Source organism: Streptomyces sp. NPDC005004 (assembly GCF_053600675.1).
On sequence record NZ_JBSGAH010000015.1, the window covers coordinates 86,912 to 105,647 of the forward strand.

The window sequence follows — 18,736 nt, forward strand, 5'->3', positions numbered from 1 at the left end:
CCGCTCAGACGCCTCCGGTCGACTCCCGCAGCGCGCTCTTGGAGAGCTTGCCGGTGCCGGTCCTCGGCAAGCTGTCCATGAAGACGAACTCGTCGGGCAGCCACCATTTGGCGACCATGGGCGTGATGTGCCGCCGCAGGGCTTCGGCGGTGGCGGCACCGCCGTCACGCAGGACGACGTAGGCGACGGGACGCTCCGTCCACCGCAGGTCCGGGCGGGCGATCACGGCGACTTCGACGACGTCGGGGTGCGAGGCGATGGCGGCTTCGAGTTCGACCGACGAGATCCACTCCCCTCCGGACTTGATCAGGTCCTTCATCCGGTCCACGAGCCGCAGATAGCCGTCGGTGTCGACGGTGGCCAGATCGCCGGTGCGCAGCCAGCCGTCGTCGGTGAAGCTGTCACCCCCTTCCACCCGGAAGTAGCCGCCCGCGACCCAGGGGCCCGCCACCTCCAGCTCCCCCACCGCCCGTCCGTCGCGCGGCAGTTCGCGCCGTGTCTCGACATCGACGATCCGCAGGTTCACGAGGGGCAACGGCTGGCCCTGGGCGGCGCGCACGGCCACCTTCTCCTCCTCGGTCGCCTCCTCGTGCTGGGTGCGCGTGCCTCCTATGGCCCCGATGGGGCTGACCTCGGTCATCCCCCAGGAGTGGGTGATGGGTACGCCGATGGCGGCGCGGTACGTCTCGGACAGGGACGGGGGGACGGCGGATCCGCCGCCGAGCAGGAACCGGGTGGCGCTCAGGTCGAAGGCGCGCAGCTCGGGGGCCAGGCTGGTCCACACCGTGGGGACCGCACCGGCGACGGTCACCCTCTCGGCTTCCATCAGCTGCAGCAGGTGGACCGGTTCCGCGGAGCCGCCGGGAAGGACCAGGGAGGCGCCCGTCAGCATGGCGCTGTACGGAAGTCCCCAGGCGTTGGCGTGGAAGAACGGCACGATGGGCATCACGACGTCGCTCTCGCTCAGGCCGACGAAACCGGCGGCGAGCGTCCCGAGGCAGTGCAGCATCGTCGAACGGTGGCTGTAGAGCACGCCCTTGGGCGGTCCGGTCGTGCCGGAGGTGTAGCACAGCCCGGAGGCGAGGTGCTCGTCCGCGAGCGTGAAGGTCTCCTCGAACGAACCCTTGAACGGCTCGGCGCCCAGGACCAGTTCGTCGTAGTCCAGGACCCGCGGGTCCGCCGGGACGGGCGTGTCGGTGCCGTCGGGCAGCACCACCCAGTACCGCACCCGGGGCAGCCGGCCGGCGCTCGGCCAGATCCGCGGGAGCAGCCCGCGCTCGACGAACACCACGTCGTCCTCCGCGTGGTCGACGATGTACTCGAGATGGGGCGCCGCGAGCCGGATGTTGATGGTGTGCAGCACCCGCTTGGTGGCCGGCACCGCGAGATACAGCTCCAGGTGCCGTCGGCTGTTGCTCGCGAACGTACCGACACGGGCGCCGACCGGGACGTCGAGCGCCGCCAGCGCTGTCGCGAGGCGCCGGGCGCGATCGGTCACCTCGGCGTACGTGAGCAACTCGGTGCCGGCCGTGGCGACCTGCTTGTGCGCGTAGAGCCGTTCGGCTCGTTCGAGGACGTGGGCGAGGGTGAGCGGCCGGGGCTGCATCAGTCCGTCCATGTCGTCTCCGGGGAGGGGGTGGCCATCGTGAAGCGCGGTGGGTGCCAAGGGAGGTGATCCCAATCCATGAGTGTCTTCTCGACGCAGGGTCCGTCGCGTGCCGCAGGTCACTTTAGGAACGGCGGTGGAGCGAAAAGAGGTGAGACTCCCACACTCCTTCCGCGGCGTCGGCAGCGGTTCCCCACACCTTGCGGTGGCCGTCGGCATCCGGCACGACTTGACGCGAACACTGTTCGTAAGTAGAACACTGTTCGTATCGAGTGTTCGTATCGAGACGGCGTAAGGGATGTGGACCAGAGCATGGGGACAAGCGTGGACGTGACCGTGGTCGGAGCCGGGCCGGTGGGACTCGTGCTGGCCGCCGAGCTGGCGCTCGCCGGGGCCACCGTGGAGGTGCTCGAACGCCGGGAGCGGCCCGACGAGGCGATGAAGGCGCAGTCGGTCAACGTGCCGACGGCCGAGGCGCTCGACCGGCGGGGACTGCTGCCTGCCGCCCGGCGGATACAGCGGAAGGTCCTCGAACGGATGGGTTCGTATGCCGGTGTGGCCGGGGAACGACGGCCCGGGGCCCGCTTCACCGGACACTTCGCGGGCATCGTCCTCGACCCCGGCCTCGTCGACTGGTCCGACCCCGACCTCGCCGCGCACACCGCCGCCGACGCGCGGATGGTGCCGCAGCGCGAACTGGAGGCGCTGCTGACCGAGCACGTCACACGGCTCGGCGTGCCGGTGCGGCGCGGGGTGGAGGTCACCGGGCTCGAAGACACCGGAGAGGGCGTGCTCGTCGGCACCAACTCCGGCGTTCTGCACACCGGTTGGCTGGCCGGGTGCGACGGCGGGCACAGCACCGTACGCCGCCTCGCGGGGATCGGTTTCCCCGGCACCGACCCCGAACTCACCGGGTACCAGGCGGTCGTCGACGTCGCGGACCCCGGGAAGCTCGCGAGCGGATGGACGTGGTCCGCGCGCGGGGCGTACCGCTACGGTCCTCAACCCGGCCGCGTGGCCACCGTGGAGTTCGACGCGCCTCCCGCCGACCGCTCGACGCCGGTCACCCTGGAGGACGTGCAGAGCAGCCTGCGGCGGATCTCGGGCACCGACGTCACGCTGACCGCGCTGCGCGCCACGCCGACCCGCTGGACCGACAACACCCGCCAGGCCGCCGCCTACCGCTCGGGGCGCGTCCTGCTCGCCGGTGACGCCGCCCATGTGCACCCGCCCTTCGGCGGCCAGGGCCTCAACCTCGGGGTCGGTGACGCGATGAACCTCGGCTGGAAACTCGGCGCCGTGATCGCCGGCCGGGCCCCCGCCGGACTCCTCGACACCTACGACACCGAGCGCCGTCCCCTCGGCGCCTGGGTGCTGGACTGGACGCGGGCGCAGATCGGCGTCCTCCGCGGCGACCCCAAGTCGGCCGCCCTCCGCTCGGTCGTCACCGACCTGCTCGGCACGCGCGACGGCACGACCCACGCCGTCAAGCAGATCTCCGGCGTCACGCAACGCACCGCTCTCCCCGGCGACCACCCCCTGACCGGCCGCTATTCCCCCGACCTCCACCTGACCGACGGCTCCCGCCTGGCCGACCATGCCCACGACGGCGGCTTCCTGCTGCTGGACCGCTCGCCGGACGGCACCTTCGCCCGCCTCGCGGCGGGGTGGGCGGACCGGGTGCACCGCGTGACCGACACCGGCGCGGCGCCGACGCCGGCTCCGATGCCGACGCCCACCGGGGTGCTGGTGCGTCCCGACGGCGTGATCGCCTGGGCCTCCGACACGGCGGACACCGCTGAACTCACGTCAATGGAGGGTGCGTTGCTCCGGTGGGCGGGTGAGCCGTCGCCCCGCCGCGCGCCGTGATCGGGAAATCGGCTGGGAAAGACCAGGTCACCTGGGCCAGGATGCCCGCATGAGCGAAGAGACGGACGGGGTACGGGAAGCGATCGCGGGCGAGCTGCGGCTCATGGACCCCGGCGTGCGCGCATCGCCCTCACTCTCCCGGCAGTTGCTGGACCCGGAGTTCGTGGAGGTCGGCTCCTCGGGGCGGCGCTGGACGTACGAGGAAATGGTCACCGAGATGCCCGGCATGGACGGCGCGACGGACAGCGGCCCGCGCTACGAACCCTCGCACTTCACCGGCGTCCTGCTGGCCCCCGGCCTGGTGCACCTCACCTACGAGACCACCTTGAACGGCAAGCGCTCCCGCCGCAGTTCACTCTGGCGCAAGCAGTCCCCGACCACCCCGTGGCGAATGTACTACCACCAGGCCACACCGGTGCCGCCCGATCGCACGTGACCGCATGACCGCCCGTCCGGGCCAAGGCTGTCGCACCGCCACCCGACGGCCTTGTAACCTCCGCCGGTGACCAACCATCCCGCACCCGCCCAGCCGCCCCACCACCAAGCCCTCCTGGACGACACGGACTGGGCATCGCTCGCCACCGCGTGCGGGACTGCCGAGGCCGTGCCGTCGGCGCTGGTCCGGCTGCTGGATCCCGACCCGGACGTCAGGTCGGCCGCCATCGGTGACGCACTCGGCGAAGTGAGCCACCAGAACACGATCTACGAAGCCACCCTGCCCGTGGCGCTCTACCTCGCCGCCATCCTCAACCACCCTGCCGTCGAAGGTGACTTGCACCTCGATACCGGCCGATCCCCGGACCGTCCGACCCTGGTGCGCCTTCTCGAGTGGCTCGGCGACACCGCCTATGACGCCGACGACGGATGCGTCGCGGTAGGGACACACTATTTCGGCGAGGGGTTTCTCGCCGGGCACGAACCACTGCGCGCGTTCCGCGATGCGCGGCCGGCGATCTTCTCCGCCGTCCGCCCTCTCCTCGGCCACGACAACGCCGCCGCGCGCGAGACGGCCCTGATCGCCGCGGTCCCTCTCGCGGAGCACCCCGCCCTCATCGCGCATCGAGCCGAACTGGAGGGCCACGCCCTTCGCCTGCTCGCCACCAGCACCGACCGCCGCCGCCGGGACCGCGCCCTGGACGCGATGAAGTCCTGGGGCCACGACACCACCGTTCTGGAGAACGCGGACGACATCGCGGCCCGCGAACGCTACGCCCGCCTCAGGGCCGAACGCGATTCCTGGGCAGGTGGCCACACCTAGGACCCGCCCTTCTGAACGCCGAGCCACCCCGACCCCACCTCGGCGTCCCCCTGAGCCCGTGACCGGCGGGATTCCGTCGCGGGGCCGTCGGCGTCCCCGGTGGGCGGCGGACGATCGGCGATTCGGGTGGGGGCGCACAGGAAAGCGCTCGCTGTGGGTACTGCGGTAAGGAGCGACCGCGACGACAGCGAGGTGAGCCGGACATGGCGAACGACGGCGGCGGGGTGCGGGAGAACCTGCTCTACGGGCCGCAGCCCGATGCGGCCGGAGCCTCCGGTTACCCCGACGCCCTACCGCGCGCTGGCGGCTTCAGGCGCGGCACCGAGGCATGAAGGGCGGCGGCACGGGCACTCGTGGGGGACCCGACCGGCACTTTGCGCGAAAGGACGGGTGAGGCGCGTGCGTACCTGGATCGGCCGCTGGCCGGCCTACCGCCAGCTCAAGGGCGACGACCCGCTGGGCCGGGGTGCCGCCGCCAAGAGCGCCAGGAGCGGGCGGCTCGGTCCCCGGGTGGCCTCCGCCGAGCGGGTGGTGAAGTCGGTCTGTCCGTACTGCGCGGTGGGCTGCGGCCAGAACGTGTACGTGGAGGACGACCGCGTCATCCAGATCGAGGGCGACCCCGACTCCCCCGTCTCGCGCGGCCGCCTGTGTCCCAAGGGTTCCGCCAGTCTCCAGCTCACCACCGGGAGCGCCCGCGAGCACGAGGTGCTGTACCGGCGCCCGTACGGCACGGAGTGGGAGCGGCTGGACCTGGACACGGCGATGGACATGATCACCGACCGGGTGATCGAGTCACGTCGCGCGGGCTGGCAGTGGGAGGCCGACGGGGCGCGCACCCGCCGTACGCTCGGCGTCGCGAGCCTCGGCGGAGCGACCCTGGACAACGAGGAGAACTATCTGATCAAGAAGTTGTTCACGGCGCTCGGCGCGATCCAGATCGAGAACCAGGCCCGTATTTGACACTCCTCCACGGTTCCCGGTCTGGGAACCTCGTTCGGGCGCGGCGGCGCGACCACCTTCCAGCAGGATCTCCAGCACTCCGACTGCATCCTCATCCAGGGCTCGAACATGGCCGAGTGCCATCCGGTCGGTTTCCAGTGGGTGATGGAGGCCAAGGCACGCGGCGCGAAGGTGATCCATGTCGACCCGCGCTTCACCCGCACCAGTGCGCTGGCGGATCTTCATGTGCCGCTGCGCGCGGGTACGGACATCGCCTTCCTCGGCGCGATCGTCAACTACGTGCTCCAGCATGACAAGTACTTCCGTGACTATGTGGTCGCGTACACCAACGCGCCCGTGATCCTGCGCGAGGACTTCCGCGACACCGAGGACCTGGACGGCGTCTTCTCCGGTCTCGACGTGGAGGGGCGCCGGTACGACAACGCGAGCTGGCAGTACGAGGGGGTGGAGGTCCCGGCGCCGTCGGGCGAGCAGGACCGGCCGGAGGACGAGGGGCGCGGGGACGACGACCAGGCGGACCAGGCGGACCAGGCGGACCAGGGCCGTACGGACGAGGGCGGTGCCGTCGCGGGCGCCGCGCGCGGCGAGTCGCACGGCTCCGGCGGTGCCTCGATCCCCGAGGGTGAGCCCGAGCAGGACGAGACGCTGACCCACCCCCGTTGTGTGTTCCAGGTGCTCAAGCGGCACTACGCCCGGTACACCCCGGAGCTGGTCGAGCGGGTCTGCGGGGTGCCGAGGGACGTCTTCCGCCAGGTGTGCGAGCTGGTCACGGAGAACTCGGGGCGCAGCCGGACCACGGCGTTCGCCTACGCGGTGGGCTGGACCCAGCACACGGTCGGGGTGCAGTACATCCGCACGGCCGCCGTGCTCCAGACCCTGCTCGGCAACATCGGCCGTCCGGGCGGCGGCATCCTCGCCCTGCGCGGACACGCCTCCATCCAGGGCTCGACGGACATCCCCACCCTGTTCAACCTCCTCCCGGGCTACATCCCCATGCGCCACGCGCACCGGCAGGAGGAGGACCTGGACGCCTTCGTGGAGGCCGAGTCCGCGCACAAGGGCTACTGGGGCAACATGCGCGCGTACGTGGTGAGCCTGCTCAAGGCGTACTGGGGCGAGGCCGCCACCGAGGACGACGACTTCTGCTTCGACTACCTGCCGAGGCTCACCGGCTCGCACTCCACCTACGAGACGGTGATGGCCCAACTGGAGGGCACCTGCAAGGGCTACTTCCTCATGGGCGAGAACCCCGCCGTCGGTTCGGCCGACGCCAGGATGCAGCGCCTGGGGATGGCCAACCTGGACTGGCTGGTCGTACGGGACTTCTCGCTGATCGAGTCGGCCACCTGGTGGAAGGACGGCCCGGAGATCGAGACGGGCGAGCTGCGCACCGAGGACATCGGCACCGAGGTGTTCTTCCTGCCCGCCGCCGCGCACACGGAGAAGGACGGCAGCTTCACCAACACCCAGCGGCTCCTGCAATGGCACCACCAGGCGGTCGAGCCGCCCGGCGACGCCCGCAGCGACCTGTGGTTCACGTACCACCTCGGGCGGCGCGTGCGGGAGAGGCTGGCCGGTTCGGCCGACGAGATGGACCGGCCGGTACTCGATCTGGCCTGGGACTACCCGACCAGGGGCGAACGCTCCGAGCCGGACGCGGAAGCCGTCCTCGCGGAGATCAACGGCTGTGACGCGCGAGGCAATCCGCTCACGTCCTACGAGCAACTGAGGGACGACGGCTCGACCGCCTGCGGCTGCTGGATCTACTGCGGGGTCCGCGCCGACGGTGTCAACCAGGCCGCCCGCCGCAAGCCCGGCAGGGAGCAGGACTGGGTGGCCGCCGAATGGGGCTGGGCCTGGCCCGCCAACCGCCGCATCCTCTACAACCGTGCCTCCGCCGACCCGGACGGCAGACCCTGGAGCGAGCGCAAGGCGCTGGTGTGGTGGGACGCCGGGAGCGGCTCGTGGACCGGCCACGACACCCCGGACTTCAAGGCCGACAAGCCTCCGGACTTCCGCCCGTCCCCGGGCGCGACCGGCCCGGACGCCCTGTCGGGCACCGACGCGTTCGTCATGCAGGCGGACGGCAAGGCGTGGCTGTACGCCCCGGCCGGCCTGACCGACGGCCCGCTGCCGACCCATTACGAGCCCCAGGACTCGCCGTACCCGAACCTGCTCTACCCGCAACAGCGCAATCCTGTAAGGCACTTGATGCCCTCGGTGCCGGACAACCGCTACCAGCCGAGCGGCCGTGAACCCGGTGCGGACGTCTTCCCCTACGTCGCCACCACGTACCGTCTCACCGAGCACCACACGGCGGGCGGCATGTCGCGCTGGCAGCCGTATCTGGCGGAACTGCAGCCGGCGTTCTTCTGCGAGGTCTCGCCCGAACTCGCCGCCGAACGCGACTTGGAGCACCTGGGCTGGGCGACGATCGTGAGCGCGCGGGGGGTGGTCGAGGCGCGGGTCCTGGTCACCGACCGCATGACCCCGCTCACCGTGCACGGTCGCCGGTCGCACCAGGTCGGGCTGCCGTACCACTGGGGGCCGAACGGCTGCACCACCGGCGACGCCGCCAACGAGCTGCTCCATCTCTCCCTCGACCCCAACACGCACATACAGGAGGCGAAGGCGTTCGCGGTCGACATCCGCCCGGGGCGCAGACCACGCGGCAGGGACCGGCTGGCCCTCGTGCGGGATTACCGGGCGCAGGCGGGCATCGACGGCCACACCGGCATGGAGATGTGAGCGGTCAGCGGCGGCGCAGGGCGGCGAGTGTCGTGGCGAGATCCGCCTGGCGGGGGCGGTTGTGAGGCAGCCTGGCCAGCAGGAGGGCCATGCCGCAGGTATCGGTGAGCGCGGACACGACGAGCCCGCCCGCGACTCCGGCGGAGAGGATCTCGAAGGCGGGGTGCACGAGGAGGCCGAGGAGGAGGCCCAGGAGGACCAGTGCTCCCGCGGTGAAGCGGACCTGTCGCTCCATGCTCCAGCCGGTGCGGGCGCCGGTGGCGGCGGGCCGGTGCAGGTCGTGCCCGGCGACTGCCCACGCGGTGGTGCCGCCCGTGAGGGTGGCCGCCGCGATGCCCTGCTCCGCGAGGGTCCGGCAGGCGTTCGCGGAGCGGTTGCCGGAGGCGCACACGATGAGCAGGTCGCCCCGCTCGGCTGCGTGACGAAGCTCGGGCAGGGCGTTCCGGAGGCGGTCGAGCGGGATGTTGAGGGCGCCGGGGAGGTGGCCGCCGGCGTACTCGGCGGGGGTGCGGACGTCGATGACGGTGAGGTCCTGGAGGCGGGCGCGGGCCTGGTCGGTGTCGAGGGTGCGGAGTGTGGTCATGGCGGATGTGATCCTTGGTTGCCTGCGGGGTCGTCGCCGTCCCGAAGCGGGACGTACAGTACCCCTAGGGGTATTTATCGAGGAGTGAGCGTGGAACTGGAGCTTGAAGGCGCGAACTTGAAGTCCGTGCTGAACCGGCTGCGGCGGGCGCAGGGTCAGATCTCCGGCGTGATCCGGATGATCGAGGAGGGTCGCGACTGCGAGGAGGTCGTCACCCAACTCGCCGCCGCCTCAAGGGCGTTGGACCGCGCCGGTTTCGCGATCATCGCGACGGGACTGCAGCAGTGCCTCACCGACGTCGAGGAGGGGCGGAAGAGCGGGGAGGACACGGCGGCGATGCGGGCGCGGCTGGAGAAGCTGTTCTTGTCGCTGGCCTAGGGGTCGTCGGCGTAGCGGGATGGAGCCGGGTGCAACGGGGTACGGTCGCCGCCGCGTCAGGTCATGTGAACCGCTCATCCCGCCACCGTGCCGACCAGCATGAAGCACGCAAGACCGAGCAACGCGACGGCGAAGAGCCGCTGGAGAGTGCGCCCCGACAGCTTGGCGGCCAGCCGCTTGCCGTCCCAGGCGCCGAGCACAGCCGCCGCGGTGAACGGTCCTACTACGGCCCAGTCCAGACCGTCGGCCGTCCCCGCGCGCAGGGCGAGGGCGGCCAGCGAGTTAACCGTGATGACCAGCAGGCTGGTGCCCACGGCCACGCGCATCCGCATCCCGAGGACGCCGACCAGCGCGGGTACGGCGAGGAAGCCGCCGCCCACCCCGAGCACGCCGGTGACCAGCCCGAGACCGGCCCCGGCGGCCGCCGCCCGGCCCGGCCGTACCGTCTGGACAGCGCCCTCGGACCCGGCGACCCGGGGCCTGAGCATCCGGAGCGCGGTGGTGCCCGCGACGAGCGCGAAGGCCACGGTCAGCACCGCTCCCGGCAGACGTCCGGCGAGCGCGCCGCCCAGCATGGCGGGTCCGATCCCGGCCGCCGCGAACAGCAGTCCGGTGCGCCAGCGGACGTGCCCGTCCCTGGCGTGGACGGACAGCCCGGCGGCTGAGGTGAACGCGACGATGACGAGGCTCGCGGTGGTCGCCGCGACCGGAGTGAAGCCGAGCAGGTAGATCAGCGCGGGTACGGCGAGCACGCTGCCTCCGCCCCCGAGGCCGCCGAGCGCCAGTCCGACGACGGCTCCGGCGACCAGGGCGAGTATGAGCGCGCTCATCCGTGGGTGCGGGTGGCCGGTGCGGCCTGTTCGGTGACTTCGTCGCGCGCGTGGGTGCGTACGACCAGTCCGGCGCGCTCGGCGGCGTCGAAACCGTCGTCGATCGCGACAACCTCGCGGCCGACGGCGTGCAGCAGGGAGGCGGCGATGGCGGCGCGCATGCCTCCGGCGCAGTGGACCCAGACCCGGCCCTCGGGAACCTCGCGGAGGCGGCGGGGCAAAGTGTGGAGAGGGATGTGGACGGAGCCGTCGATGAAGGCAGCGGCACGCTCGGAGTCCCGGCGGACGTCGAGGACGACGGGGCGGGGTCCCGGGTGCCGGGAAGGGTCGGCGTCGGAGTGCGCGTCTGGCCTTGCCGCCAGGTCGGCGAAGGTGGCGCGCGGGAACGACACGAGTCCGTCCGTCACCCACCCCTCCGGCTCCCCCGTGGCCGCTGCGGCGGGCCGGTCGATCCCGACCCGAACCAACTCGCGCTGTGCGGTCGCGAGTTGTTCTGGGGACGCGGCGAGCAGGGTCACCGGCTTACCCCACGGGATCAGCCAGGCGAGATAGGTCGCGAGCTGCCCCTCGGCCTCGAAGTTGAGCGAACCGGCGACATGTCCTTCGGCGAAGGCGACCCGGTTCCGCAGGTCGATCACCCATTCCCCCGCGGCGAGCCGGGCGGCTATCTCCTCGGCGTCGGCCGCGGCGGGCGGGGTCAGGTCGACGGGCGCCGGTCCCGTGGCGTTGGCCGGACCCATGTGCGTGTAGTACGCGGGGACGTCGTCCAGTCCGGCGAGCAGGTCGGCGACGAAGGTGTCGACATCCCGGAGCAGCACCTCGTTGCAGACCTTCTCCTCCCCGATCGTACTGACCTCACCGTCGGCCCGTCCTGACGAACAGAAGCTGCCGAACCCGTGCGTGGGCAACACCGCGGTCTCGTCCGGCAGTTCCCTGGCCAGCCGGTGTGCGGACGCGTACTGATCCCGGGCGAGCCGCCCGGTGAGCCTCGGTTCGACCAGGTCGGGCCGGCCGACGGTGCCGGTCAGCAGTGAGCCCCCGGTGAACGCGGCGACGACCGCGCCATTCTCCTCCAGGACGTACGCGGTGTGGTGCGGGGTGTGCCCGGGGGTGGCCAGCGCCCGCACCACCAGCCCGGCGCCGCTGTCGACCTCCACCCGGTCCCCGTCCCACACGGCCACCCGCTCGTACGAGACCCGGGCCCCGGCGGGGACGAGATAGGCGGCACCGGTGACGCGCGCCAGCTCCAGCCCGCCGGTGACGTAGTCGTTGTGCACGTGCGTCTCCGCGACGTACGCGATCCGCACGCCGCGCCGCGCAGCCGCCGCGATCACCTGGTCGATGTCACGCGGCGGGTCGACGACGAGGGCGGAGCGCTCGCCGCCGGCCAGGTAACTCCGGTTGCCGAGACCGGCGATGTCGAGGGTGTCGATGAAGAACATAGGGGGACTCCCTTCCTGTGATATTACCCCCGGGGGTATACATGGACGGTACCACGGGTACCCCCGGGGGTATTTTTGGGAGCGGGGAGTTACCGTGAGGCGATGACGCCGACCAGGGAATTGACACCCTTGCGCCAGGGAGAGCCGAGCACGCATGGCCGGCGACTGATCACGGCATCGCGCTTCCCGAGTTCCGGCTCAGATGACCAGCGTCGTGTCCGAGCCGCCGGGCTCCGCGGCGGACGCGCAGTGATCGACACCGTGACCGGCGGTCAGGTCGGTGGGGTGACCGGCCCGGTCATCGACTGGATGCCCATCGGTGTGGCGGTCAGCGGTAGCCCAGGCGGGCGGGGTGCTGGTGGGGCCGGTGGGTCCGTCAAGTCGGATGACGGCATGGAAGTGGACCTGACCCCGTTTCTGGTACTCGGCGACCTTCACGTACGAGAGCGTGGCGTGGTCCCGCAGGGCCCGCTGTGTCAGCCCCGCGGTCTTGGCGATCTCCCGCCGTAGGTGGGTGGTGAAGCGTGCCCACAGGGCGGGGGCGTGCGCGTTCCACAGGACCGCGCCGGTGTAGTCGTACCGCTCGGGGTCGAGCGGCGTGCCCAGCAGCGGGTCGTCGTCACCGTGGAGCTGGCCACAGTGGCAGCGACCGGTGTCGGGCTGATTGTGGACGGGGCCGAAGCCGGGCGCGGTGAGGGTGGCGAACACGCGCGGGTGCACGGCGACGCTGGTGGGGACGGTCTTGCCGCCGCGCAGGCCGGCGGCAATGAGCGTTCGTCCGCCGGGAGCCGTCCGGAGTCGAAGTGGTCGAGGATCTCACCGGTCGCGCCGTTCACGCGGGTGCGGTGGCCGGTGAGGCGGATCGGGTGCGCACAGCCACCGAGACTGGCTATCTGGCGTTACGCCGCGCCGGGCTCACCGCCAAACTGGCGAAGCTCGCCGCCACCGGCCAACTCGTACCCCTCGCTCACGCACCCGCCGGTGATCATCACCGCGCCCCGCAGACCAGCCCCTACATGCACTCGGCCATTCGCTGCGGCCAGCTCCCGACGCGGCCCACGGAGGCGCGTCGGGCCTTGAGCGAGGACCGACTCAGGATGCGTCGACGGCTGGTGACCGAGCTGACCAGAAGCTGGCTTCCGGCGCAGCAAGCCGTCCCGGCGGACGCGCTGATGTAGCAGGACCAAGTGCCTGCCCCGTTCGCTGGCCCGGCGTACAGCCCCGTGCCCGTACCCGACCCCAGGCAGGCCACCGGCCCAAGATCCCGCCAGCACCTGCGAGGACCAGCGCACGCACGTTCGGAGATCGGCTCCGTGGGGTGAAGCCCGGTGTCAGCGCAGGGCAGCGCCCGTATGCTGGCCTCGGCAGCCACATCCCGTCCAGTGGAGGTCCCGATGAGCACACCCGACGCGGAGTACTCCGGCTACCCACCGCTTCGGCCCCGCGTTTCGGTCGAGGAGCTGCTGGCCGCGAAGAACACCCAGCCGATCCGGTCCCTGGACGACCTCGCCGCCGACACCTTCGAGTCGGACGAGGAACTGGAGGAGTTCCTGGCCTTCACGTACGCCGAGCGCCACCGCGACGTCGCCTGAGCCGCCGCCATGCAACCCGTCATCCTCGACACCGACGTCGCCTCGCTGTCCCACAAGCGCAAGCTCACCGGCCCGCTCGCCACCAGGCTGATCGGCCGCAAGCCGCTGATCACCTTCGTGACCTTCGGCGAACTGATCAAGTGGACCGAGATCCGCCACTGGGGCACCCGCAGCCGCCAGGAACTCGCCGACTGGCTCTCCGGCATCCCGATCCTGCCCGGCGACGAAGCCGTCGCCGCAACCTGGGGCCGCCTGTCAGCCGCGGGCATCCAGCGCGGACGCCCACGCCCGATCAACGACATGTGGATCGCGGCCTGTGCCCTCACCTATGACCTGCCGCTGACCACGCTCAACCTCAAGGACTACGAGGACTTCCGAGCCCACCACGGTCTGCGCATCCTCGGCGCGGAGTAGCCGCTCGCCGTTGGCGCAGCCGGACCCGGCTCCCAGACGAGGCAGCGGCCCGTGACCAAGCTGACCAATAACTGGCTGCTGGCGCGTCGTTGTCCCGTTGGATATCCCAACGGGCTATCCAGGGGAACAGGGCCGACCAGGGGGCCAGCTCTCCGCGCGAATCGCCAGCTTGTCGTCGAGCGGTGGCTGGCGTCGCCTCCGACGGGGAGCGAAGCTTCCAGCTCCTCCGAGCGGCGAACCCGTCCCGCCCCGGTCCCCGCACTGCCAGACTGGCGGACGCACGAACCTTGCCGTGCGCGGACCGAGGGCCGCCTCGGAGGCCCACCGCCGAGCCGCTGCGAGGCCCCAGCCCTGCGTGAGTGGTCTAGATCCTTGACGGCAGTAGTGACGGCAACAATCACGAACAACCCCGGCCGAATCCGTACCTCAGCGGATCATCGAACGCCGCTTGACCTGCGAAAACACAGGTAGAGCGGGGGCGCGTAGCACACGTACTTTTCGACGACTGCTGCGAGGCGGACAACCCGGCGCCTTGGCTGGGGCGGTCTCTTCGCACGACGGAGGAGGTACGACTGATGGCCGGCCTGGGCGCCGCCTACGGCGCGGTGCAGGACTCGGTCGGCGCCGATGCCCCGGACCAGGTCTGCCTGGACTCACCTGGCTGGCCCGCCGTGGTCACCGCGGCGCGCCGACTGGCTCGGGTGCTGAAGTCCAACGAACAGGCGGCGTCGAACCGAACCCGATGACGCCGACGGCCGACCGCGTTCAGCCCTCGGCCGGAGCCGCCGCGTCCTCGTCCGGCAGGTAGCTCGCGAGGCCCCGCAGGATGATCTCCAGGCCGATGTCGAAGCGGTCGTCGGAGGAGTCGACCACCATCAGGCCGGAGAGGGCGCGGAGGTGGGGGAACTCGCCCTCGGGGAGGGACGCGAAGTAGTTCTGCATCTCGTCGGCCATCTCGCGCCAGTCCGGGCGGGCGAGGGAGTCGCCGCTCTTCTCGCCGTGGGCTGCGCGGTCCCGCCACATGCCCTCTTCGAGGACGAAGCCGTCGATGTAGGTGGAGATGAGGTCACCCGCTTCCGCCGCGATGCGGTCCGGCAGCCCGGCGGTGCGGAATATGGCGAGCAATCCCTCGACGTGCGGCAGCAGTTCGGCCGTGAAGGGCACGTGGGCCATGGAGATGCGGGCCACGTCGCGATGGGACAGCAGACGGCGCCGTCCCGCGCGGGCGTAGTCGCGGACCTGGTCCTGCCAGTGCTCGGGATCGGGTTCCGGCATCCGGAAGCCGTCGAAGAGCCGGGTGTACATCAGCTCCAGGAGGTCGTCCTTCGAGCTGACGTAGGCGTAGAGGGCGGAGACGGTGACGCCCAGTTCGGCCGCCACCTGCCGCATCGACAGCCCGTCGAGCCCCTGGCGGTCCAGTACGACGAAGGCGGCCTCCACGATTCTGTCCCGCGAGAGCGGCGCCCGGGCGGGGGCGGCCTGCGCCCGGCCGGAGCGTCGGCGCTCCCAGGGGGACGGCGGAGGGGTGGCGGGGGTACCGGCGGCCGCATCGGTCATGGGGACAGTCTAGGCACGCGGGAGAACAGTGTTCTCGTCGGTGAACAGGCGATTTCCACAGCCGGACGCGATATATCTTGTCCTGGCTCGGCGGTTGCGCTATATCTTAATGAACAGCGTTCTCCGGGTGAGCAGTGTTCTGTTACTGTGAACACCGTTCACCCGGCGTCGGGCCGCATCGGCTCACCGGGCCGTACCGGCGAGCCGGGCAGTCGCGTCCATCCACCAGCCGCCGTACCCGTGAGCACGATCGCGGGCACGGCCCTTCCGCCAGGAGTCCCGATGTCCACCACCGGTGTCGCGTCCAGCGAGGCGCCCGCCGACTCCCCAGCGCCCTACCGGTGGCGCTGGGCCGCACTCTTCGTGATCCTCGCGGCCGAGGTGATGGACCTCCTCGACGCCGTCGTCACGAACATCGCCGGCCCCTCCATGCGGGCCGACCTCGGCGGCGGCGCGTCCACGCTCCAGTGGCTCGCCGCCGCCTACACGCTCTCCATGGCCGTGGGCCTCGTGACCGGCGGTCGGCTCGGCGACATCCACGGACGCCGCCGGATGTTCATGGTCGGCGCCGCGGGCTTCACCGTGGGCTCGCTGCTGTGCGCCATAGCGGGCTCACCCGAGATACTCATCGCAGCGCGGGTCGTCCAGGGCCTCTTCGGCGCGGTGATGCTGCCGCAGGGCCTCGGCATGATCAAGGAGATGTTCCCGCCGAAGGAGTCGCAGAAGGCGTTCGGCATGTTCGGCCCGGTCATGGGTCTGTCCGCGGTGTGCGGGCCGATCCTGGCGGGCTGGCTCGTGGACGCCGACTACTTCGGCACCGGCTGGCGCATGATCTTCCTGATCAACCTGCCGCTGGGCATCGCCGCGCTCCTGGGCGCCGCGCGCTATCTGCCGAAGGGCCGCTCCGAGACCAAGCCGCGCCTCGACATACCCGGAATGCTGCTGGTCTCGGTGGGCGCGATGCTCATCATCTTCCCGCTGGTCCAGGGCCGTGAGTACGACTGGCCGGTGTGGACCTTCGCGATGATGGCCGCCTCGGTCGTCGTGTTCGCCGTCTTCGCCCGCTACGAGTCGAGCCGCAGCCGGGCCGGCCAGGACCCGCTGGTCGTCCCGAGCCTCTTCCGCAAGCGCGGCTTCAGCGGCGGCATGGTCCTCGGCCTGGTCTTCTTCTCGACCATGCAGGGCTTCATGCTGGTCTTCAACCTCTACACCCAGATCGGCCTCGGCTACTCACCGCTCAAGGCGGGTCTGGTCATGGTGCCCTGGTCCGGCGGCATGATCGTCGGCTTCGGCATCGCGCAGGGCGTCGCCCGGTTCGGCCGCGCCGTGCTCCAGGCGGGCACCGTCATCATGGCGCTCGGCGTGTTCGGCGTGTGGCTGACCCTGGACATGGTGGGCGCGGGCGTCGGCCCCTGGCAGCTCCTGCCCGCGCTGCTCGTCACCGGCATCGGCATGGGCCTGCTGATGGCGCCGTTCTTCGACATCGTCCTCGCCAGCGTCGAGCAGCACGAGACGGGTTCGGCGTCGGGCACCATGACCGCGATGCAGCAGCTCGGCGGCGCCTTCGGCGTGGCCCTCCTCGGCACCGTCTTCTTCGGCCTGCTGGGCGGCGGCATCGCCACCGCCGTCGACCACCGGGCGGACGATCTGCGCGGCCGGCTGGCCGCCGCGCACGTCACCCCGGCCGCCCAGGACCGTGTGGTCGCGGACCTGCGCCACTGCGCCTCCGACCGTGCCGTCGCCAAGGACCCGGAGGCCACCCCGCCGTCCTGCGCCCGCCTGGAGAAGGACACCCGCGCGGCCGTCACCTCCCCGCAGGCCGCGAAGCAGATACCCGGCGCCCTGAAGGCCACCGCGTCGTCCGCCTTCGAGAGCGGCTTCGGCTCCGTCATGAAGACGGTGCTGTGGATCGTGGACGGGATGCTCGTCCTGACGTTCCTGCTCTCCTTCCTCCTGCCGCGCCACGCGCGTCCCGGGGAGTCCGCCGGGCACTGACGCGCTCGGCAGCGGGACGGGACGGCCGGGCGGCTCCTTCGACAGGGCTGCCCGGCCGTCCCGTGCCGTACGAGGCGTCGGCGTACGACGGAAGTCGCGTACCGTAACGCCACGCGGGCGGGACGGCGGATACCACCGCTCCCGGCAGCCCGCGCGCACCACTCTCGACACCGTTCCGGAAGGACGGCCTCGTGCTCACGTCGTACGCAGCGCACTTCGACACACCCGCGGGGTATCTGGACTTCGCCCGGTTCGGTCCGCCGTCGCGGGACGCCGTGGCCGCCATCGCGCACGCCATGCAGGACTCGGCGCGCGCCGACCACACCACCGTGGACGGCCTGATGCGCGCGGAGGACACCGCCCGGAACACCGCTGCCCGCCTCGCGGGCACCGACGCCGCCCACACGGTGCTCCTGCCGAACGCGTCGACCGGCGTGTTCCACGCCGCGCTCGGCGTCCGGGAGGGCGTGGTCCTCGTCCCCCGCAGCGACTTCCCCGCCAATCACTACCCCTGGCGCCGCAGTGCTCACCTGGGCCGGGCCACACCGCGCTGGCTCGACCCGGCGCCCGGTGGCGGTGTCACCCCGGAGCTGGTCCGTGCCGCCCTGACCGACGACGTGGTGGCGCTCTCCGTCAGCGCGGTGGACTTCCGTACGGGCTTCCGCGCCGACCTGGCGGCACTGCGCGAGGCGATCGGACCGGACCGGCTGCTGATCGTGGACGCCATCCAGGCGTTCGGCGTGGCCGAGCTGCCCTGGGGTGCGGCCGACGTGGTGATCGCGGGCGGGCAGAAGTGGCTGCGCGCGGGCTGGGCCACGGGCTTCGCCACGCTCTCCGACCGAGCACTGGAACACCTGGAACCGGTACTCACCGGCTGGACGGGCGTCGAGGACGTCGCTCTCTTCGACGGCGCCGAACACCCTCCCGCCCCCGGCGCCGGCCGCTGGTCGATGACCAACCTCAGCCCGGTGACGGCCGCCGCGTTCGCCGCCGCGCTGGAACTGGTCGAACGACACACCGTCGCGGCCATCGAAGCGGCGATCGAGACACGTGTCGCCGAACTCACCGAGGCCATGACGGCCCAGGGCGCTCGCATCCTCTCCCCCACCACCCCGTCCCATCGCGCGGGCATCCTCTCCTTCACCCTCCCCCGTCGCGACCCCGGGCTCGTGGCGAAGGCCCTCCACGCGGAGGGCGTCACCCCGACGGTCCGCCCCGACTCGCTCCGCCTGTCCCCCCACGCGTCGACTCCCCCGGAGGCGACGGAGCGGGTGACGGCGGCACTTGCGTCCCTGCGGAACCACTGAGGACGGGGGCCCGCGCGCCCGGCACTCGGCGCCCGGCACTCGGCACTCGGCACTCGGCACTCGCCCAACATCAGGCCGGCGCCTGGAGCCGGCCGTTCACAGCCGCCCGTGCCGGCGGGAAGCCTGCGGCAACCGGCGATCCGGCCCGCACCCGCACCCGCACCCGCACCCGCACCCGCACCCGCCGACAGCCCAGC

16 protein-coding genes and 2 pseudogenes are annotated in these 18,736 nt (G+C 71.6%); 12 read left to right on the forward strand and 6 right to left on the reverse strand.

What is annotated here, in order from left to right; all coding sequences use genetic code 11:
• Nucleotides 1-4 precede the first annotated feature (4 nt).
• Nucleotides 5-1,618: a long-chain fatty acid--CoA ligase gene (locus ACWEEU_RS21935; RefSeq protein ID WP_451734394.1), complete on the reverse strand. Its 1,614-nt coding sequence runs from the start codon at nt 1,616-1,618 to the stop codon at nt 5-7.
• A 300-nt stretch (nt 1,619-1,918) separates the two neighbouring features.
• Here ACWEEU_RS21935 and ACWEEU_RS21940 point away from each other — a divergent pair, with 300 nt between their 5' ends.
• The 5 genes from ACWEEU_RS21940 (at nt 1,919) to fdh (ending at nt 8,441) form a co-directional block, all read left to right on the forward strand.
• Entirely contained in the window at nt 1,919-3,475 is a 1,557-nt protein-coding gene (locus ACWEEU_RS21940; RefSeq protein WP_451734396.1) for an FAD-dependent monooxygenase, read from the forward strand.
• 49 nt (nt 3,476-3,524) lie between these two features.
• Entirely contained in the window at nt 3,525-3,911 is a 387-nt protein-coding gene (locus tag ACWEEU_RS21945; protein WP_451734398.1) for a nuclear transport factor 2 family protein, read from the forward strand.
• 66 nt (nt 3,912-3,977) lie between these two features.
• Entirely contained in the window at nt 3,978-4,733 is a 756-nt protein-coding gene (locus ACWEEU_RS21950; protein ID WP_451734400.1) for a hypothetical protein, read from the forward strand.
• 203 nt (nt 4,734-4,936) lie between these two features.
• On the forward strand, nt 4,937-5,065 hold the full coding sequence (locus ACWEEU_RS21955) for a hypothetical protein (protein ID WP_385740834.1): 129 nt from the start codon (nt 4,937-4,939) through the stop codon (nt 5,063-5,065).
• Between the two features lie 67 nt (nt 5,066-5,132).
• Nucleotides 5,133-8,441 carry a formate dehydrogenase gene (fdh, locus tag ACWEEU_RS21960; protein WP_451734402.1) on the forward strand — a complete coding sequence of 1,103 codons (3,309 nt, stop codon included), beginning with the start codon at nt 5,133-5,135 and terminating at the stop codon, nt 8,439-8,441.
• A gap of 4 nt (nt 8,442-8,445) precedes the next feature.
• Here the strand turns inward: fdh and ACWEEU_RS21965 are convergent, their stop codons facing one another.
• Nucleotides 8,446-9,024 (reverse strand): rhodanese-like domain-containing protein, encoded by a 579-nt coding sequence (locus ACWEEU_RS21965; RefSeq protein ID WP_451734404.1) that lies wholly within the window; start codon nt 9,022-9,024, stop codon nt 8,446-8,448.
• Between the two features lie 90 nt (nt 9,025-9,114).
• Here ACWEEU_RS21965 and ACWEEU_RS21970 point away from each other — a divergent pair, with 90 nt between their 5' ends.
• On the forward strand, nt 9,115-9,402 hold the full coding sequence (locus tag ACWEEU_RS21970) for a metal-sensitive transcriptional regulator (protein WP_018549369.1): 288 nt from the start codon (nt 9,115-9,117) through the stop codon (nt 9,400-9,402).
• A gap of 74 nt (nt 9,403-9,476) precedes the next feature.
• On the opposite strand, the gene ACWEEU_RS21975 is transcribed toward ACWEEU_RS21970, so the two are convergent.
• From ACWEEU_RS21975 to ACWEEU_RS21985, 3 genes and pseudogenes are all read right to left on the reverse strand, one after another.
• A complete protein-coding gene (locus tag ACWEEU_RS21975; RefSeq protein WP_385740824.1) occupies nt 9,477-10,232 on the reverse strand; it encodes a sulfite exporter TauE/SafE family protein in 756 nt (251 codons plus the stop codon).
• A complete protein-coding gene (locus ACWEEU_RS21980; protein WP_451734406.1) occupies nt 10,229-11,674 on the reverse strand; it encodes a rhodanese-like domain-containing protein in 1,446 nt (481 codons plus the stop codon). The genes ACWEEU_RS21975 and ACWEEU_RS21980 overlap by 4 nt, the downstream gene beginning before the upstream one ends.
• A gap of 315 nt (nt 11,675-11,989) precedes the next feature.
• Nucleotides 11,990-12,567, reverse strand: a pseudogene (locus tag ACWEEU_RS21985) (replication initiator); the annotation flags it as partial.
• Here ACWEEU_RS21985 and ACWEEU_RS21990 point away from each other — a divergent pair.
• From ACWEEU_RS21990 to ACWEEU_RS22005, 4 genes and pseudogenes are all read left to right on the forward strand, one after another.
• Complete coding sequence (locus ACWEEU_RS21990) at nt 12,541-12,852, forward strand: hypothetical protein (RefSeq protein WP_451734408.1); 312 nt, start codon at nt 12,541-12,543, stop codon at nt 12,850-12,852. The pseudogene ACWEEU_RS21985 and the gene ACWEEU_RS21990 overlap by 27 nt on opposite strands.
• Nucleotides 12,853-13,068: 216 nt before the next feature.
• Nucleotides 13,069-13,266 (forward strand): hypothetical protein, encoded by a 198-nt coding sequence (locus ACWEEU_RS21995; protein WP_155057999.1) that lies wholly within the window; start codon nt 13,069-13,071, stop codon nt 13,264-13,266.
• Nucleotides 13,267-13,275: 9 nt separating this feature from the next.
• Nucleotides 13,276-13,680, forward strand: coding sequence for a type II toxin-antitoxin system VapC family toxin (locus tag ACWEEU_RS22000; RefSeq protein WP_385740816.1), 405 nt, complete (start codon nt 13,276-13,278; stop codon nt 13,678-13,680).
• 494 nt (nt 13,681-14,174) lie between these two features.
• Nucleotides 14,175-14,426 (forward strand): annotated as a pseudogene (locus ACWEEU_RS22005) (SCO4402 family protein); the annotation flags it as partial.
• 19 nt (nt 14,427-14,445) lie between these two features.
• Here the strand turns inward: ACWEEU_RS22005 and ACWEEU_RS22010 are convergent.
• Nucleotides 14,446-15,237, reverse strand: a complete 792-nt coding sequence (locus ACWEEU_RS22010; protein WP_385740811.1) for a TetR/AcrR family transcriptional regulator — start codon at nt 15,235-15,237, stop codon at nt 14,446-14,448.
• 282 nt (nt 15,238-15,519) lie between these two features.
• Between ACWEEU_RS22010 and ACWEEU_RS22015 the strand changes: the two genes are divergently transcribed.
• Nucleotides 15,520-17,232, forward strand: coding sequence for an MFS transporter (locus ACWEEU_RS22015; protein WP_451734411.1), 1,713 nt, complete (start codon nt 15,520-15,522; stop codon nt 17,230-17,232).
• A 191-nt stretch (nt 17,233-17,423) separates the two neighbouring features.
• Complete coding sequence (locus ACWEEU_RS22020; RefSeq protein ID WP_451734413.1) at nt 17,424-18,539, forward strand: aminotransferase class V-fold PLP-dependent enzyme; 1,116 nt, start codon at nt 17,424-17,426, stop codon at nt 18,537-18,539.
• The last annotated feature ends 197 nt before the right edge of the window (nt 18,540-18,736 follow it).

What these genes read in the sequence shown, in the direction of transcription:
- ACWEEU_RS21935 (WP_451734394.1), bottom strand. Translation starts at nt 1,618, where the DNA reads ATGGACGGACTGATGCAGCCCCGGCCGCTCACCCTCGCCCACGTCCTC.
- ACWEEU_RS21940 (WP_451734396.1), top strand. Translation starts at nt 1,919, where the DNA reads ATGGGGACAAGCGTGGACGTGACCGTGGTCGGAGCCGGGCCGGTGGGA.
- ACWEEU_RS21945 (WP_451734398.1), top strand. Translation starts at nt 3,525, where the DNA reads ATGAGCGAAGAGACGGACGGGGTACGGGAAGCGATCGCGGGCGAGCTG.
- ACWEEU_RS21955 (WP_385740834.1), top strand. Translation starts at nt 4,937, where the DNA reads ATGGCGAACGACGGCGGCGGGGTGCGGGAGAACCTGCTCTACGGGCCG.
- ACWEEU_RS21965 (WP_451734404.1), bottom strand. Translation starts at nt 9,024, where the DNA reads ATGACCACACTCCGCACCCTCGACACCGACCAGGCCCGCGCCCGCCTC.
- ACWEEU_RS21975 (WP_385740824.1), bottom strand. Translation starts at nt 10,232, where the DNA reads ATGAGCGCGCTCATACTCGCCCTGGTCGCCGGAGCCGTCGTCGGACTG.
- ACWEEU_RS21980 (WP_451734406.1), bottom strand. Translation starts at nt 11,674, where the DNA reads ATGTTCTTCATCGACACCCTCGACATCGCCGGTCTCGGCAACCGGAGT.
- ACWEEU_RS21995 (WP_155057999.1), top strand. Translation starts at nt 13,069, where the DNA reads ATGAGCACACCCGACGCGGAGTACTCCGGCTACCCACCGCTTCGGCCC.
- ACWEEU_RS22000 (WP_385740816.1), top strand. Translation starts at nt 13,276, where the DNA reads ATGCAACCCGTCATCCTCGACACCGACGTCGCCTCGCTGTCCCACAAG.
- ACWEEU_RS22010 (WP_385740811.1), bottom strand. Translation starts at nt 15,237, where the DNA reads ATGACCGATGCGGCCGCCGGTACCCCCGCCACCCCTCCGCCGTCCCCC.
- ACWEEU_RS22015 (WP_451734411.1), top strand. Translation starts at nt 15,520, where the DNA reads ATGTCCACCACCGGTGTCGCGTCCAGCGAGGCGCCCGCCGACTCCCCA.